Raw genomic sequence first — 14,376 nt, 5'->3', positions numbered from 1 at the left:
TGCGTGATTCCTTTAGTGGTGGTTCGGGCGCTAGTGGTGGTTCAGGCGCCCGGGGGCGAAGGTGTGCAGAGCGCACGGCCGGTCCCTCCCGGCGTATCGGAACTATACCGCAGGCCAACAACGGATAAGCGGAGACCGCCGTTGTGCCCGTCCTGGCGCCGAGCCGCCGGAGAAGCCATGCTGCCCGAGGCAAGAGGGAGGGCCGGTGGGGCGCCGGAAACGTGAACGCAATGAACTTAACTTTCTCTGCGTACACAAGAGTGATGGTCATCACCACCGGGCCTAGCATCGAAGGACAGATCAGGTTTCGCTGATCATCCTGTACTGCATTGCATCACTGAGAAGAGGAACAACATGCGCCAGATCCGCGCATTGCGAGTCGCCGCCGTCGCCGCCGGCATCGCCCTGATGGCCACCGGCTGCGGTGCCACCGGCAAGAGCTCCACCGGTTCGGAAAGCTCCAGCGCTGCTGCCGGGCCAATCTCCGGCCTCCAGATCATGGTCCCCAACACCCCCGGCGGCGGCTATGACACCACCGCCCGCGTGGCCGCCAAAGTCCTCGACGACGAAAAGGTGGCCACCAACACTGAGGTCTTCAACCTCGCCGGTGCCGGTGGAACCGTGGGCCTGGCCCGCATCGTCAACGAAAAGGGCAACGGCGACCTCACCATGCTGATGGGCTTGGGCGTGGTGGGCGCGAGCTACACCAACAAGTCCGAGTCCAAGCTCACGGCCACCACTCCCCTGGCCAAGCTCATCGAAGAGCCCGGCGCCATCATGGTCAGCAAGGATTCGCCATACAAGTCCATCGATGATCTGGTTGCCGCCTGGAAGGCCGATCCCGGTTCCATCAGCGTCGGCGGCGGCTCCTCCCCGGGCGGCCCGGACCACCTGCTGCCCATGCAGCTCGCCGGCGCCGTGGGCATCGACGCCACCAAAGTGAACTTCGTTTCCTACGACGGCGGCGGGGACCTTCTCCCGGCCATCCTGGGAAACAAGGTGGGCTTCGCAGCCTCCGGCGCAGGTGAGTACCTCAAGCAGATCGAATCCGGCGAAGTCCGGGTACTGGCCACCAGCGGCCAGGAGCGGCTCGAAGGCGTGGACGCCCCCACGCTGAAGGAATCCAACATCGACCTGGTATTCACCAACTGGCGCGGCATCGTTGCCCCTCCCGGCATCAGCGACGAGGACAAGGCATCCCTGATCGCCGCACTGGAGAAGATGCACGCCACCGAAGGGTGGAAAGAGGCGCTGAAAACCAACAGCTGGACCGACGCCTTCATCACCGGCGACGATTTTGAGTCCTTCCTCGCCGAGCAGGACAAGCGGGTGGCGGACGTCCTCACGAAGCTTGGCTTGGCGTGAGTTCCTCCCCAACAGTGGCCTCACGGCTCAAAGGCCGCGCCGAGCTGGGGGTTGCCCTCCTGCTTGGCGCGGCCGGCGGCCTGGTCATCTGGGACGCGGCCCGGATTTCCACCCCGTACTCCCAGTCTGATCCGGTAGGACCGAAAACCCTCCCGTTCATCGTGGGCGCCATGCTGCTGATCTGCGCCGTCCTGCTGGCCGTCAACGTACTCCGTGGCGGCCAGGGCGAGGCGGAAGGCGGCGAGGACGTGGACCTGACCCACCCTGCCGACTGGAAAACGGTTCTGCCCCTGGCCGGCGCCTTTATCCTCAACATCCTGCTCATCGATTGGGCCGGCTGGGTCATCTCCGGCACCCTGCTGTTCTGGGGCAGCGTCCTGGCACTGGGCAGCCGCCACTACATTCGCGACGGGCTCATCTCCGTGGCCCTGTCCCTGCTGACCTTCTACGGCTTCTACCTCGGCCTTGGCATCGCACTGCCGGCCGGACTCCTGGAAGGAATCCTCTGATGGACGTCTGGTCCTCACTGATGGACGGTTTCGCCACCGCCCTGACCCCCATGAACTTCCTCTACGCCGTGATCGGGGTGCTCCTGGGCACCGCTGTCGGCGTCCTTCCGGGCCTTGGCCCGGCCATGACTGTAGCTCTGCTGCTCCCGGTCACCTACGCCCTGGAACCCACCAGCGCCTTCATCATGTTCGCCGGCATCTACTACGGCGGCATGTACGGCGGCTCCACCACCTCGATCCTGCTGAACACACCCGGCGAATCGTCGTCAGTGGTGACGGCGATTGAAGGCAACAAAATGGCCAAGGCGGGGCGTGCGGCCCAGGCGCTTGCGACGGCGGCCATCGGCTCTTTCATTGCCGGCACCATTGGCACCGCCCTCCTGGCAGTCTGCGCGCCGATCGTGGTGGACTTTGCCGTCAGCCTGGGCGCGCCGAGCTACTTCGCAATCATGGTGCTTGCCCTGCTGGCCGTTACCGCTGTCCTGGGTTCGTCCCGGCTTCGGGGGTTCGCCTCGCTGGCCCTGGGCCTTGCCATCGGCCTGGTGGGCCTGGACGTAGTCACGGGCCAGGCCCGGCTCACGTTCGGCGTGCCGCTCCTGGCGGATGGCCTGGACATTGTGGTGGTGGCGGTGGCGATCTTCGCCGTCGGCGAAGCCCTCTGGGTGGCAGCGCATTTGCGCCGCAACCCCCTGCAGGTCATTCCGGTGGGGCGCCCGTGGATGGGAAAGCAGGACTGGAAGCGGTCCTGGAAGCCTTGGCTCCGCGGCACCGCCTTCGGCTTCCCCTTCGGTGCACTCCCGGCCGGCGGCGCCGAGATCCCCACGTTCCTCTCCTACGTCACGGAAAAGCGCCTTAGCAAGCACCCCGAGGAGTTCGGGAAGGGCGCCATCGAGGGCGTGGCCGGTCCGGAAGCAGCCAACAATGCCGCAGCTGCAGGCACCCTGACGCCCATGCTGGCCCTGGGCCTCCCCACCAACGCGACTGCCGCAGTGATGCTCGCAGCCTTCACCAGCTACGGCATCCAGCCGGGACCCCAGCTTTTCTCGAGCCAGGGCCCCCTGGTGTGGGCACTGATCGCAAGCCTCTTCATCGGCAACCTGCTGCTCCTGCTGATCAACCTGCCGCTGGCACCGATGTGGGCGAAGCTCCTGCAAATCCCGCGCCCGTACCTGTACGCCGGCATCCTGTTCTTCGCCACCCTGGGCGCCTACTCGGTGAACCTGCAGGCGTTTGACCTGGTGCTCCTGCTGGCGCTCGGCGCGCTGGGCTTCATGATGCGGCGTTTCGGGCTTCCGGTGCTCCCGCTGATCCTCGGCGTCATCCTCGGCCCGCGCATTGAAAAGCAGCTCCGGCAGACGCTGCAGCTCAGCGCCGGTGATCCGGCCGGGCTCTTCAGCGAGCCGATCGCCGTCGTTATTTACATCATTGTGGGAATCATCCTGCTGTGGCCGCTGCTCTTCAAGCTGGTCCGGCTGAACCGTCCGGCTGCTGTTGTGCCCGCAAACGGCTCTGTGGCAACGGTCCCCAGGGAGGCTGGCGGCAGCGTCAGCCACGGCAGCCACCGGGCGGACTCCGGCGACGCATCCGATGGCGGCGGCGACTAGAGGCCGCCGGCACCGCTTCACGGCATTCAGTTACCCACAATCAGCAGAACAAGGAGACACCATGACCATCGTGGTGGGATACGTCCCAACCCCCGAGGGCGAAGCAGCCCTCACCCAGGCCATCGCCGAAGCCAGGAAGAGCAACACAACACTGCTGGTCATCAACTCGTCCAAGGGAGATGCGCTGGTGGACAACCGCTACGCCCAGGAGCCGGAGATCCAAAGCATCGAGGACCGCCTGGCCACCCAGGGCATCCAGCACGTGATCAAGCAGCCGGTCCGTGGCCACGATGCCGCCGCCGAGGTCCTGGACGCCGCGGAGGAGCACAACGCCGAGCTGATCGTGATCGGGCTGCGCCGCCGCACGCCGGTGGGCAAGCTCATCATGGGCAGCGTGTCCCAGCGGATCCTGCTCGAGGCCGACTGCCCGGTCCTGGCTGTGAAGGCCGGCTAGGGACTGCAGCCGGCCCGACCGGGCACGGCGCACCGCACCGCAACTAGGCGCGGAACAGCTCCTGGCGCTGGCGGCCCAGCCCCTCTACCTCCACCTCGACGACGTCTCCAGGCTGGAGGTAGGGGAAGCGGCCACTGAGCGCCACACCTTCGGGCGTTCCGGTAAGGATTACGTCCCCGGGCTCCAGGCGCATGTACTGGCTGCAGTGGTGGACCAGGGTGGGGGCGTCGAAGATGAGCTGCGCGGTGGATGAGTCCTGGCGCGGCTCACCGTTCACCCAGCTGCGCAGGGGGAGGTTCCCGCCGTCCAAGGCGCTTGCTGGAACAAGCCAGGGTCCCAGGGGTGTGGAGCCGGGCAGGGTCTTGCCCTTGGTCCACTGGCCGGCTGCCCCGGGGATCTGGTACTCCCGCTCAGAAAAGTCATTGGCGGTGACGTAGCCCGCGATGCAGTCCACAGCCTCGTCAACGGACCGGAGGTAGCTGGCTTCCCTGCCGATCACGATGCCCAGCTCAACCTCCCAGTCATATTTGCGGGATTGCGGCGGAACGGGGGCGGGGTCGTAAGGTCCCGTCACGGTGTTGGTCGGTTTGAGGAACACCACGGGAATCTCGGGCGGCGCGGAACCTGACTCAGCCGCGTGGGCGGCGTAGTTCATGCCGATGCCCACTACTGCTCCGGGGCGGACCAGCGGAGCGCCGACGCGGAGGGCCGCTGCTTCCGCCAGGATTGGCAGGGTACCTGCGTCCAGCGCTGCCCGGACCCTGCGCAACCCTCCCGCTGCCAGGAAGGCGCCGTCCACGTCCCGGGTGAGGGGCAGCAAGCTGAAGTACTGTTCGGCTCCGTCTTCGGATGACGTCAGGACCGCGGGCTGTTCCTTGCCGTTGTCCCCCAGTCGCATGATCTTCATACAGGATTTCCTTCTTTTTTGGAGTCCGACTCTTGATGGATTACCACCATGGTGGCGGAGGCGGCAGCACTTCCGCCACCGCACCGTTTGTGACTGTGCTGCCTTCGAGAAAGCGGGTTTCGCAAGAGCCGGGCCTTGCCTTCTATTGGGCAGTCATCTGACATTAAGCAGGGCAGCCGGTAGACTGGGTAGGCCCTGGGGACAAAACACAGAAAGTTCAGTACATGTCTACAGCCACTCTGGAACGCGTTCCGGCCACTTCCGTCTCCACGAAAGAGCCCCTGAGCCAGACAATCGACCTGGAGTTTTCCTCTGCAGGCGAAATGCACGCCGGCTTGGAAGAGGCAGTCGCTGAGCTGATCGAGGTAGCTACCCAGGACGCCGCATGCGGCATCCTGGTCACCCGGCTCCGTCCGGGACGCTACACGGTAGCGCTGGATGAATCAGTGCCTTTCGGTGAGACCTACGAGGCCATCGCCGCCTGACAGTTTGCGACGGATGCCTCTCCGCGCACAAACAAATGTCCCCGCCCCTGCGTCGAGCAGTGGCGGGGACATTTGTTTGCGATTGCTAAGACTGTCAGGCGCGGCGCACCTGCACGCCGTCGGACTTCAAAAAGAGCTCCTTCTCGGACGGACCAGCCGGCACGAGCCACAGAACGTTCCCGCTCTGGGACACTTCTTCCACCTCCCCGGTGGCTACCACATGCGCCTGCTTGATAATCTCGACGCGTTCCCCGGCCTGAAGGGTCCTCCAGTTAGAAACCGCGGCGGAATGGGCATTGCGCCTTGATAAGACTGCCCCACGTGCTTTCATTTGAACTTCTACCCCTTTGTATATGTTCCACGCCACAGCCTCGCTGATGTGACTTTTGCTACACCTTCAGTTCTACTACACTCCCCGCCCGCCCGATGACCGTGTCGACGGAAATTTCATCAGGCGGATGGTTTGTGCTCCTGGGCTGAAGATTCTTCGTACTCAGGCGAGCGCACCAACCGCCGATTCGGCTGCCCGGCGCACCTCCCCTGCTTTGACGAGCTGGTCGGCCGCTTCGAGTTCCGGGGAAAGGAAGCGGTCCGTTCCCGGCCCGTCCACCACCCCGCGCAGGGCAGTGACGACGGCGGCGCCCGCCGGTCCCGGCGTCAGCACGCCACCGGAGAGCTGCGTGCGGATGTCCAGGGCGCGGGCCGACGTCACCAGCTCGATTGCCAGCACCCGCCGCAGGTTCTCCACTGCCTTCCGCAGCTTGCGGGCGGCGTGCCAGCCCATGGAGACGTGGTCTTCCTGCATGGCCGAACTCGGGATGGAGTCCACGGAGGCAGGAACAGCCAGCCGCTTATTGTCCGACACCAGCCCTGCCTGGGTGTACTGGGCAATCATGAGCCCGGAGTCCACGCCCGGGTCTGCTGCGAGGAAGGCAGGCAGGCCGTGGGAGCGGGCAGGATCGAGCATCCGGTCCGTACGCCGCTCGGCGATGGAGCTCAAATCCGCGACGGCGATGGCCAGGAAGTCCAGCACGTAGGCCACCGGGGCGCCGTGGAAGTTGCCGTTGGAGCTGACCCTGCCATCGGGCAGGACCACCGGGTTGTCGATCGCGGCAGCCAGTTCGCGGGAAGCCACCAGGGCTGCATGGTCCAGCGTGTCCCGGACTGCACCGGCTACCTGCGGGGCGCAGCGGAGCGAGTAGGCATCCTGCACGCGGAAATCCCCCACTTTGTGGGATGCCACAATCGGTGAATCTGACAGCACGCGCAACATGTTGTCAGCGCTTGCCGCCTGCCCCGGGTGGGGACGCAACGCGGCGTGCAGCTCCGGCAGGAACACCTGGTCAGTGCCCAGCAGGGCCTCGACGCTCAGCGCAGCGGTGATATCCGCCGTCGTCAGCAACTGCCGAAGGTCCGCAATGGCCATCAGGAGCATGCCCAGCATGCCTTCCGTGCCGTTGACCAGCGCCAGTCCTTCCTTCTCGGCAAGGGTGACCGGCGCGATGCCGTGCCCGGCCAGAAGTTCGGCGACGGCGGGGCGGCCTGCAATGCCGTAGAGCTCGCCATCGGGCCCGGCTGCTTCACCCTCCCCCATCAGGACCAGGGCGCAGTGGGACAGCGGGGCGAGGTCGCCGGAGCAGCCCAGGGAACCGAATTCGCGGACGAGGGGGGTGATGCCGGCGTTGAGCACGTCCACCATGGTCTGCAGGACCACGGGGCGGACGCCGGTGCGGCCGGAGGCGAGGGTCTTGGCGCGCAGGAACATGATGCCGCGCACCACTTCACGCTCTACGGCAGGACCCATGCCGGCAGCGTGGCTGCGGATCAGGCTCTTCTGCAACTGGGTGCGCAGTTCGTTGGGGATGTGACGGTTGGCCAGGGCGCCGAAGCCGGTGGAGATTCCATACGCCGGAACGTCGCTGGCAGCCAGGTCGTCAATGTGTGCCCGGACCTTGGCAACAGTTTCCAGTGCTTCCGGCGAGATGACGACCTTGGCGTTGTGGCGCGCGACGGCGACGACATCCTCGGGCGTGACCCCGCTGGGGCCGAGGGTGACGGTCAGCGGTTTGTGGGTTGCGATAGTCATGATTCCTACTTTTTCTCGTCGAGTGCTCCGTAAGTGCCCTTTTGGGGGATCAAAACGGCGCCTACGGAGCAATCGATGTGGGTTTAAGGCTCTGGTTATCGGGATTCTGGGGCCACGCTGACAGGGTTTCCTGGCCGTGGAACCGCACCGCCGAGGGCCCCGGCCCGAGCTTGCGAGGGCAAGGACCCGGTGGGGCCCTGCGAGGTTAGGGAGTCCGTCGGGAGCATGGGGATGCGGACTCCGCGTTCTTTGGCGACGTCGAGGGCGCGGTCGTAACCGGCGTCGGCGTGGCGGATGACGCCCATGCCGGGGTCGTTGGTGAGGAGGCGTTCGAGCTTCTGCGCAGCGAGGTCGGTGCCGTCAGCGACCGAGACCTGGCCGGCGTGGATGGACCGCCCGATGCCAACGCCGCCACCGTGGTGCAGGGATACCCAGGTGGCGCCGGAGGCGGTGTTGAGCAGGGCGTTCAGCAGCGGCCAGTCGGCGATGGCGTCGGAACCGTCCGCCATGGCCTCGGTTTCACGGTACGGGGAGGCTACGGAGCCGGAGTCCAGGTGGTCGCGGCCGATGACGATCGGCGCCTTGACCTTGCCCTCCTTGACGAGCCGGTTGAACAGCAGGCCGGCCTTGGCGCGCTCGCCGTAGCCCAGCCAGCAGATGCGGGCCGGCAGGCCTTCGAACTCCACGCGCTCCTGGGCGGCGTCGATCCAGCGGTGCAGGTGCTTGTTGTCCGGGAAGAGTTCCTTGATGGCCTCGTCGGTCACACGGATGTCTTCGGGGTCACCGGAGAGTGCCACCCAGCGGAACGGGCCCAGGCCCTCGCAGAACAGGGGACGGATGTAGGCCGGCACGAAGCCGGGGAATTCGAACGCGCGGGTGTAGCCACCCTTGCGGGCTTCATCACGGATGGAGTTGCCGTAGTCGAAGACCTCGGCGCCGGCGTCCTGGAACTCGACCATCGCCTGGACGTGGCGGGCCATGGAAGCCTGTGCCTTTTTGGTGAAGCCTTCGGGGTCAGCTTCAGCTTCACGGTGCCACTCGCCCACGGAGATGCCCTCGGGCAGGTAGGACAGCGGATCGTGGGCGGAGGTCTGGTCGGTGACGATGTCGACCGTGAGCTCGCCCGCCTTGTGCCGGCGCAGGATCTCGGGGAACACTTCGGCGGCGTTGCCCACATAGCCTACTGACCAGCCGCGGCGTTCTTCCTTGGCCTTGAGCACCGTGGCGATGGCGGCGTCGAGGTCGGTTTCCACTTCGTCGAGGTAGCGTTTGCCGGCGCGTCGGCGCAGGCGGGTCTCGTCGACGTCGACGATCAGGCAGGCGCCGTCGTTAAGCGTGACGGCGAGCGGCTGGGCGCCGCCCATGCCACCGCAGCCGCCGGTGAGGGTAAGTGTGCCGGCGAGAGTGCCGTTTTCATCACCGGTCAGCTTGCGGGCGATCGCGGCGAAGGTCTCGAAGGTGCCCTGCAGGATGCCCTGCGTGCCGATGTAAATCCACGATCCGGCGGTCATCTGGCCGTACATCATCAGGCCCTCGGCCTCGAGCCGGCGGAATTCCGGCCAGTTGGCCCAGTCGCCCACGAGGTTGGAGTTGGCCAGCAGGACCCGGGGGGCCCATTCGTTGGTGCGGAACACACCCACCGGCTTACCGGACTGGACCAGGAGGGTTTCGTCCTTTTCCATGGTTTCCAGGGTGCGGGTGATCGCGTCGAATGCTGCCCAGGAGCGGACGGCGCGGCCCGTGCCGCCGTAAACCACCAGGTCATCGGGGCGTTCGGCCACCTCGGGGTCCAGGTTGTTCATGAGCATGCGCAGCGGGGCTTCGGTCTGCCAGGACTTGGCGGTGAGCTCGGTGCCGCGGGCTGCTTTGACCGGGCGGGCACCGGTGGTGAAATCGGCGGGTGCCATGATGGCTCCTTTTCTTGTTGCGTCTGTGGTGCGAAAGGGGTTCTGTATCAACTAAAGCCTTTTGCGGACTGGCTATACAGGGCTTTCGGAAGGGTGCTGTCCGGTATTCCAGACCTGCCCGCCCTTCCTGTTGCGCTATCACTTTTGGTCGCCAAAAGCGTTCTTTGGGGACCATAAGTGACAGGGCAAGTGAGGGGTGGGGTTGCTACTTTCCCGGGCGGCCGTGAAGCCGGACCGACAGTTCGTCGGCCGCCTTTTGGACGCGGCCGGCCAGCACCGGCCATTCCGGGGCGGGCACTTTGTCCTCGAGGAACGTAACGGCGACTGCCGCCGTCGGCCATCCTGTGTGGTCCGTTACGGCGGCGGCAATGGAGCCGAAGCCCGGGGTGACTTCCCCGTGCTCGGTGGCGTAGCCGCGCTGCCTCACCTGGTCGAGATGGGAGGACAGCGCTGAGTACTTCATGATGGCGCCTTCCACCTCATGCCGGGCGGTAAAGGCGGCGGCGTTCGGGTACAGCGCCCGAACCTGCGACTTGGGCAGGGCCGCGAGGATGGCCCGCCCGCTGGCGGTGAGGTGGCTCGGGAGGCGAACGCCGACGTCGGTCACGAGCGACGGACGATTCTTGGCCCGCTCCTCCACGATGTAGAGCACGTCCCGTCCGTGAAGCACTGCGAGGTGCGCGCTTTCGCCGAGTACATCCACCAAGGAGGCGAGCAGTGGCCGGCCCAGCCGGGACAACGGTTCCTGGCGCGAATACGCGGAACTGAGCTCAAAGGCGCTGATGCCGAGCCCGTACCGCTGCTCCTCATGGAGGTGGAGCACAAAACCGTTTGCCTCCATCACGCCGAGCAGGTGGTACACACTGGACCGGGGCAGGCCCAGGGAAGAGGCAATTTGCGACGCCGCCATCGGACCCCGCCGGGAGGCCAGCAGTTTGAGGATCCGCAAGGTGTTTTCAGCAGCGGGCACCTTCGACACCACCTTCGCAGCGCCTCTTGCTTCGCTGCCGGCCTGCGGCCTCGCTTCCGTAGCCAACACCACGTCCTCCTTCGTTTCCGCTTCGTTATCCCGGCGCTATCCGGGATCCCGTACTTAAGCGTGCGCCCTTGCTGACCGCTTGTGGCGCATAAAAACGCACGTACTGTCTCGGATACGAGACATGCCGTAGTCAGCGCACCACAAATTGTCTTGGCGTCCCAGCCGTTGGGTAGAGTCCCGTTATGGACGAAAAAGAGACCCTCCATCATTATCTGCGCGTAAGGCGGGACAACCTCCTGGGCAAGCTGGATGGCCTCAGTGAGTACGACGTCCGCCGGCCCCTCACGCCCACCGGCACCAACTTGCTGGGTTTGGTCAAGCACGTGGCCAGCGTGGAGCTTGGCTACTTCGGGGAGGTCTTTGGACGTCCCAGCGGGCGTCACCTCCCGTGGCTGGACGACGAGGCAAGCCCCGATGCAGATATGTGGGTGACGGCGAAGGAATCCCGGTACGACATCATCGAACTGCACCACTTCGCCGCCGCCCACAGCGACGCAACCATCGAGGCCATGCCCGCTGACGCTGTTGGCAGCGTTCCGTGGTGGCCGGAGGAACGGCGCAAGGTCACGCTGCACCAGATCCTGGTCCACATGGTCGCTGAACGCGCCCACCACCTGGGCCACGCTGACATCCTGCGCGAACTCATCGACGGCAGCGCCGGGCAACGCCGGGGGGATGCCAACCTGACTCCGCGCAGTCCCGAAGAATGGGCGGAACATCGCGCCGCCATCGAAGCGGCGGCGAGGCAAGCATGAGTACCTTGGAGGATCCTGCGGAGATAGGGATACGCCCCCGCTTGGTGAGTCTTGAAGCGGCCGCCGCCAAGCATGGTGTCAACTTCGCACCACGGGGTGCGGCTTGCCGCGGTATTAGTGCTCTGACTGAACAGAAGATGGGGTGGCTGAGTATCCTGCGAAGAGTCTGACTTTCAAGGCGTCGATCCAGGCGCACTCTGCGAGCCGGGCCAATGTAAAAGCCTTTCCTGGCAACTGCATCCACGGTACGGCCATAGTGCGATGGCGGACTGTCTTCCGCGGCAGCCCCCGCGCTGTGAAGGCTAAGAGTGTCCAGAAGATTGCCCTGAGGGCTCTTATATTTTCGGCGTCCCAGTCTGTTTTGCTTCCCATGCTTCCCATGCTTCCAGCGTCCCGGAGGGGTCCGCCAGGATCATCCCGCCCTGGTGCCTATGTGGATAACCAGCCGGGCTCAGACCGTAACCACTACCTTGCCGCGGCTCCGCCCCTCGTGCAGGTACGTAATGGCGGCCGGTGCCTCAGGCAGGGGGAACACCTTGTCCACAGCGGGTTTCACACTGCCAGCCTCCAGCAAAACCGTTAGGGCTTCGAGATCCAGATGTGTTTCCTTAGCAACCAGCCCCTTGAATGTCTGGCCGGAGAAAAGCGAAGCCAGCGGCGCACCCAGTGACCGTTCGAACCCGCCGGTCAGCTTGCCACCCCCTTCGCCTCCAATGAGGACCAGGGTGCCTTTGGGCGCGAGCAGGCGCCGCAGGGCGGACAACGGCCGGTTGCCGGCAGTATCGAGTATGACGTCGTACAGCACCCCGCTGCCTGCAATATCCGACTTCGTGTAATCAATAACTGCATCCGCTCCGAGGGACCTTGCCAGCTCAACCTTGCCGGTACTGCAGACTCCCGTGACCTCTGCGCCAAAGGCCTTGGCCAGTTGAACCGCAAAGGAGCCAACTCCCCCGCCCGCTCCGATAATGAGTACCTTCTGACCCACGGTTATCCCGCTAGCATCCCGCACGGCCTGAAGGGCGGTGACGGCGGAGATAGGTGAAGCGGCCGCTTCCTCGAACGAGAGGTTGGCAGGCTTCCGCGCTATCTTGCCCTCCTTCGCGCAGACGTATTCCGCGAAAGAACCCTCGCAGGTCCCGAACACTTCGTCACCAGCAGAGAAGCGGGTTACTCCGCCTCCCACAGCCTGCACAACGCCTGCCACCTCCCTGCCCCGCACAGGAACTTTGGGCTTCTTCAGGCCATACCCGAAGAGCCGCAACAGATACGGCAGCCCGGTCATCAGGTGCCACATACCCTGGTCGACGCCGGCTGCCCGTACCCGGATCAGCACTTCGCCGGCACCGGGGACCGGCCGCTCGATATCCCGCACCTCGAGCACGGCTGCTGACCCGTAGACGTCCTGCACGATCGCTTTCATACTCGGTCTCCTTGGGCTGCTGGTGCCGAAATAGTCCTCGAGCAGTTCCGCCTGCGTCATTCGCCGGGCTCAACAGCAGGCCCTTCAACGTAAGGAAAAGCCGGCATCGAGTCAAGGGTTGTGCACCCCCAAACCCGAAGGCAGAAAGCCGCACCCCGTCTGGAATCGAAGACACCAACACCCCGTGAGACTCATCACCTCGCTTCCGAAAGTGGTCAGCTGGTTAGCGGCTCCCCTCCCAAAGACGAGAAGGTATTTGTATGCAACGAGCACCAAGCCCTGCCAAGAGCGAAAGTCCGGCGGGGAAACAAACCGCAACGGCCGTCGTCGGAAGCGTCCTTAACCGGGGACTGAACGTGCGTCACATCCGGTTCATGGCCCTCGGCTCGGCGATCGGCACGGGCCTCTTCTACGGTTCGGCCTCAGCAATCCAAAAGGCGGGGCCGGCCGTCCTGCTGGCGTACATCATCGGTGGCGCGGCCGTGTTTATGGTGATGCGGGCGCTGGGCGAAATGGCCGTGCGGCACCCGGTGTCCGGCTCCTTCGGCCAGTACGCGAGCCGCTACCTTGGCCCGTTGGCAGGCTTTGTCACCGGCTGGACCTACGTTTTCGAAATGGCGATTGTGGCCATCGCGGATGTCACAGCGTTCAGCATCTACATGGGTTTCTGGTTCCCGCAGGTGGAGCGCTGGGTCTGGATCCTGGCCATCATCTTTTTCCTGGCCGCGCTGAACCTCCTCAGCGTCAAGGTCTTCGGTGAGCTGGAGTTCTGGTTCTCGCTGATCAAGGTAGTTGCGATCATCGCCATGATCGCCGGCGGCGCAGCAATCGTGGTGTTCGGCTTCCAGGCGGGCGGCGCAACCGTTGCGCCGGGTCTCGGAAACCTCGTGGACCATGGCGGCTTCTTCCCGTTCGGCTTTGAAGGGCTGCTGGCATCCTTCGCGGTGGTGATGTTCGCCTTCGGCGGGATCGAGACCCTCGGCATCACGGCCGGCGAGGCCGCAAACCCGAAAAAGGTCCTCCCCAAGGCGGTCAATACCGTCCCGGTGCGTGTCTTGCTGTTCTACGTCCTGACGCTGGGAGTGCTCATGAGCCTCTTCCCGTGGGACGAAATCGGCAGCAACGGCAGTCCGTTCGTGCAGATCTTCAGCGGGCTGGGCATCCCCGCCGCACCTCACATCCTGAACGCCGTGGTCATCACGGCAGCACTCTCCGCAATTAACAGCGACATCTTCGGCGCCGGCCGCATCCTTTTCGGGCTCTCCCGGCAAGGCCACGCTCCCGCGGCATTCGGCAAGGTATCCCGGCACGGCGTCCCCTGGATGACCGTGGTGATGATGGCCGGAATCCTCCTGGTGGGCGTGGTCCTGAACGCGGTGATTCCGGAAAACGTCTTCGTCCTCGTCGCCTCGATCGCCACGTTCGCCACCGTCTGGGTGTGGGTGATGATCCTCGCCTCCCACGTCGCGATGAAGCGGGAAATTGCACGCACCGGGCTGCCGGCGTCGGAATTCCCATCGCCGTTGTGGCCTGCCGCCTCGCTGCTCACCATCGCCTTCATGGCACTGGTCATCGCCGTCCTGGGCGCCTTCGAAGACACAAGGATCGCGCTCTACGTGGGCGGCGGCTGGCTGGCGCTCCTGGTCCTTGCTTACCGGCTGTGGGTCAAGGGTGACGGACGACGGCGGGCGGACCTTGTGGACGAAACCTCGCCGCTGCCGGTGGTCACCGAAGCCCGGGTCGCCGAATCCCGCAGGAGCCAGTAGGCAGGCGCCGGTACGCAGCCACCGGTACGCAGGACCAGGGACTCAACCGGTGCGGCACCCTGGTAGTCACGGGCAC

13 protein-coding genes are annotated in these 14,376 nt (G+C 65.1%); 7 read left to right on the top strand and 6 right to left on the bottom strand.

Features of this window, described 5'->3' with window-relative positions:
• The first annotated feature begins 354 nt into the window (after window positions 1–354).
• From AC50X7_RS14620 to AC50X7_RS14605, 4 genes are all read left to right on the top strand, one after another.
• Window positions 355–1,365 (top strand): Bug family tripartite tricarboxylate transporter substrate binding protein, encoded by a 1,011-nt coding sequence (locus AC50X7_RS14620; protein ID WP_494979687.1) that lies wholly within the window; start codon window positions 355–357, stop codon window positions 1,363–1,365.
• The gene (locus AC50X7_RS14615) at window positions 1,362–1,874 is read left to right on the top strand and encodes a tripartite tricarboxylate transporter TctB family protein (protein ID WP_494979686.1); all 513 of its coding nucleotides are present in this window, start codon (window positions 1,362–1,364) and stop codon (window positions 1,872–1,874) included. Before AC50X7_RS14620 ends, AC50X7_RS14615 begins: the two co-directional genes overlap by 4 nt.
• Entirely contained in the window at window positions 1,874–3,478 is a 1,605-nt protein-coding gene (locus AC50X7_RS14610) for a tripartite tricarboxylate transporter permease (protein ID WP_494979685.1), read from the top strand. The genes AC50X7_RS14615 and AC50X7_RS14610 overlap by 1 nt, the downstream gene beginning before the upstream one ends.
• A gap of 61 nt (window positions 3,479–3,539) precedes the next feature.
• Window positions 3,540–3,932 (top strand): universal stress protein, encoded by a 393-nt coding sequence (locus AC50X7_RS14605; RefSeq protein WP_104043286.1) that lies wholly within the window; start codon window positions 3,540–3,542, stop codon window positions 3,930–3,932.
• A gap of 43 nt (window positions 3,933–3,975) precedes the next feature.
• Here AC50X7_RS14605 and AC50X7_RS14600 read toward each other — a convergent pair whose 3' ends face one another.
• Window positions 3,976–4,839 (bottom strand): fumarylacetoacetate hydrolase family protein, encoded by an 864-nt coding sequence (locus tag AC50X7_RS14600; RefSeq protein WP_494979684.1) that lies wholly within the window; start codon window positions 4,837–4,839, stop codon window positions 3,976–3,978.
• 224 nt (window positions 4,840–5,063) lie between these two features.
• Here AC50X7_RS14600 and AC50X7_RS14595 point away from each other — a divergent pair, with 224 nt between their 5' ends.
• Window positions 5,064–5,324 carry a hypothetical protein gene (locus AC50X7_RS14595; RefSeq protein ID WP_494979683.1) on the top strand — a complete coding sequence of 87 codons (261 nt, stop codon included), beginning with the start codon at window positions 5,064–5,066 and terminating at the stop codon, window positions 5,322–5,324.
• A 94-nt stretch (window positions 5,325–5,418) separates the two neighbouring features.
• Here the strand turns inward: AC50X7_RS14595 and AC50X7_RS14590 are convergent, their stop codons facing one another.
• From AC50X7_RS14590 to AC50X7_RS14575, 4 genes are all read right to left on the bottom strand, one after another.
• Window positions 5,419–5,655 (bottom strand): hypothetical protein, encoded by a 237-nt coding sequence (locus AC50X7_RS14590; RefSeq protein ID WP_494979682.1) that lies wholly within the window; start codon window positions 5,653–5,655, stop codon window positions 5,419–5,421.
• Between the two features lie 162 nt (window positions 5,656–5,817).
• Window positions 5,818–7,410: a histidine ammonia-lyase gene (hutH, locus tag AC50X7_RS14585; RefSeq protein ID WP_494979681.1), complete on the bottom strand. Its 1,593-nt coding sequence runs from the start codon at window positions 7,408–7,410 to the stop codon at window positions 5,818–5,820.
• A gap of 95 nt (window positions 7,411–7,505) precedes the next feature.
• On the bottom strand, window positions 7,506–9,317 hold the full coding sequence (hutU, locus tag AC50X7_RS14580; protein WP_494979680.1) for a urocanate hydratase: 1,812 nt from the start codon (window positions 9,315–9,317) through the stop codon (window positions 7,506–7,508).
• Between the two features lie 205 nt (window positions 9,318–9,522).
• A complete protein-coding gene (locus AC50X7_RS14575) occupies window positions 9,523–10,356 on the bottom strand; it encodes an IclR family transcriptional regulator (protein WP_494979679.1) in 834 nt (277 codons plus the stop codon).
• 182 nt (window positions 10,357–10,538) lie between these two features.
• On the opposite strand from AC50X7_RS14575, the gene AC50X7_RS14570 reads away from it, so the two are divergent.
• Complete coding sequence (locus AC50X7_RS14570; protein ID WP_494979678.1) at window positions 10,539–11,111, top strand: DinB family protein; 573 nt, start codon at window positions 10,539–10,541, stop codon at window positions 11,109–11,111.
• Window positions 11,112–11,562: 451 nt separating this feature from the next.
• Here AC50X7_RS14570 and AC50X7_RS14565 read toward each other — a convergent pair whose 3' ends face one another.
• Complete coding sequence (locus AC50X7_RS14565) at window positions 11,563–12,534, bottom strand: NAD(P)-dependent alcohol dehydrogenase (protein ID WP_494979677.1); 972 nt, start codon at window positions 12,532–12,534, stop codon at window positions 11,563–11,565.
• Window positions 12,535–12,794: 260 nt separating this feature from the next.
• On the opposite strand from AC50X7_RS14565, the gene AC50X7_RS14560 reads away from it, so the two are divergent.
• Entirely contained in the window at window positions 12,795–14,300 is a 1,506-nt protein-coding gene (locus AC50X7_RS14560) for an amino acid permease (protein ID WP_494979676.1), read from the top strand.
• Window positions 14,301–14,376 lie beyond the last annotated feature (76 nt).

Source organism: Pseudarthrobacter sp. Hb11, assembly GCF_059383655.1.
The sequence above is the reverse complement of the archived record's forward strand: the minus strand, read 5'-3'. Positions and strand labels throughout refer to the sequence as shown.